A 2,385-nucleotide genomic window follows, 5' to 3' on the forward strand; every position below is an offset into this window, starting at 1 on the left:
CATCAACATATTCCCACTCAGGGGTATAGATATTCCGCTTATGATCAGTGTATCGATCAAAATCCACCTGGATAAGCTTCGGCTCACCATGGAATACGTAGATTTTGTAGTCCTTGAGCTCATACCCAGACTCATCGACCAGATAGGGTTCACAGATTATCCTTGGCTCAACACCCTTGTAGGGCCACTCACGGTTATACCAGTAGTAGTTCTTTTGCAGCCACGTTTGCATCTGTCGAATGGCTTTCTCTCGGTCAAATGAGTGAGAATCTGTGCAGATTAATACATCACCAGAGGTGTGGTTTGCTTTCAAGACAAACTGTTCCGGCAATTCATCCCAACGAATTTCATCAACCGAACGATAGACTCCAATTTGTGGTACCAGATACTGCTCACCGATACTCTTCTTGATGTAGGAGCGGACAGCCACCTTGTCAACAAGTTGTGTATAGAGTGGGTTCCTATCATTGAGTTTGAGCCATTGTATTTTTTCATTGTAGGAAGCAGGATGCTTTAGATTCAGCTTCTTCTTGGCAACAGCCCAATATTTTAAGGAAACAAAGACAGAGTCAGGAAGCAATCGACAGACTCTCCATTTCAATACATGCACAAGGATCAATCGCGGATCCCGTATCCATTGCACAATCTTGCGGAATATGGTCACCAGATCAATCCCTGCCTGATCATCCTGACGGGCAATACCAACATAGCAGAAGGCGTAGAGAATATGACTGAATTCACTGTAGAGACGAACACGACCAATATCATCAACAAGGAAAACCAGGATGATGGTCATGGACAGAATCAGTGATTTTCTCTTTCTCCTTTGCAAAAACATGGTAAATCCCTTTATCAGGATCCCAAGGGGCAATGCATAGTACCAAAGGAATCCAACCAACCCTAGAGAGACCAAGATTTCGATGTAGTTGTTATGCGAGTAGAAGCCAAACCCAGCTACATCAGTAAATGCACCCAAGCCCCATCCGAAGAGGGGTTTCTGGAGGAACATATTCCACCCATAGGCAATCATCTCGAATCGAATGGACGTACTGCCATCTGTTTGGCCACCTGTAAAAAATGCAAGGAAGGTCTCTATCCTGCTTCCAATTACTCTATATAAAGGGGCCCATGTAAGTGAGAGCACTACGATGCATCCTGCTACAAATGAGGCAATAAGGAGCGAAAGAAGTGCTCGCTTCATCGTTTTTTGACTAAAAAATACAATACCTATCAATCCTATTCCCAATACGGCAATAGCTTTTCGCGATCCAGAGAAAAGACTGAATACCATGAAGAGAGGAAACAATACCAAATACCAGAAACGTTTCTCTACCAAGGCAAAGTAAATGGCAAAAATACCGGCCACCGCAAAGGATAGCCCAAGATTATTTGCATTGACTGCAACCGTTGGTCCCAATCGATATGCAAGGAGCAATTCAAGCGGTGCAGAGAAGAGAATACGTATCATAAAGACAAGGAGTGCTACAATAAAGAGCTTCAGGAATAGTGCATAATTTCGTTCAGAGTCCCTCACATAGGGTGCGATGAGATTCCCGAAGACAATTACCTGTACCACAGGAAGAGCCCTTTCAAAAGCCATAGACTGATCTGTTGCATAGGATATGGAAAGAAAAGCCAGGAAAACCAAGCCAATTCCCCAAATTGTATAGAGAGTTAGTCGAGAGCGCTTGACCAAGAAGCGTATACCAAAGACCGATACAAACAGTAATTCGGTTGGAATGAATACGCTGCGAGCATCTGGACCATAGGCTATAAGAACTGAGAGAAATATGAGAAGCACCGCATCACATATACTGTCAAACCAAGATTTTTTCACGAGAATATTCATACCAACTCCCTCATCACCCTTCATACTTGACGTTGATTATTGCAGGTATCCTATAAACCTGCAATAGAATTGAATTTACTCTACCTCTGGTATGCTTCGACGCAGGTGGTAATTGCCTGCATCCACAACTTACAGACACGGTTACTATCCAAGGTCTCCCGAATTGTAACCGCTTGCTTTCCCATCCTTTTAGCTTCTTCCAGGTTATCGATGAAATAAAGCATCGCTTCGCACATTGCATCTGCGTTGTTGCGTGGAACAACAAGCCCATTTCTTTCATGCTCAACGATGGTTCCCCTTCCCTCACTATAGTCGGTGGTTATTACCGGCAATCCCATTGCCATTGCTTCAATCAAGGCATTAGGCATTCCCTCATAGAGGGAAGGGAGTACAAACATCTGTGCTTCTTGCAACTTTGTAAAAATGTGTTCTTCAATTCCAGGTAGAGATACCGAGTCTTGCAGGGACAAGGAATCAATCAAATGTTCAAGCTTCTCCCTCTCCTCTCCTTCCCCATATATTGCAAGGGTATAGTC

General features: G+C 43.7%; 2 protein-coding genes. Both read right to left on the minus strand.

Annotation, left to right across the window (positions count from 1 at the left end):
- The coding region (locus tag JF818_RS07475; protein WP_233066758.1) for an ATP-grasp fold amidoligase family protein at positions 1-1,849 on the minus strand (1,849 nt) is incomplete at its 3' end.
- An 80-nt stretch (positions 1,850-1,929) separates the two neighbouring features.
- The coding region (locus JF818_RS07480; RefSeq protein ID WP_198891404.1) for a glycosyltransferase at positions 1,930-2,385 on the minus strand (456 nt) is incomplete at its 5' end.

It is taken from the genome of Sphaerochaeta sp. S2 (assembly GCF_016406725.1).
Lineage (GTDB): Bacteria > Spirochaetota > Spirochaetia > Sphaerochaetales > Sphaerochaetaceae > Sphaerochaeta.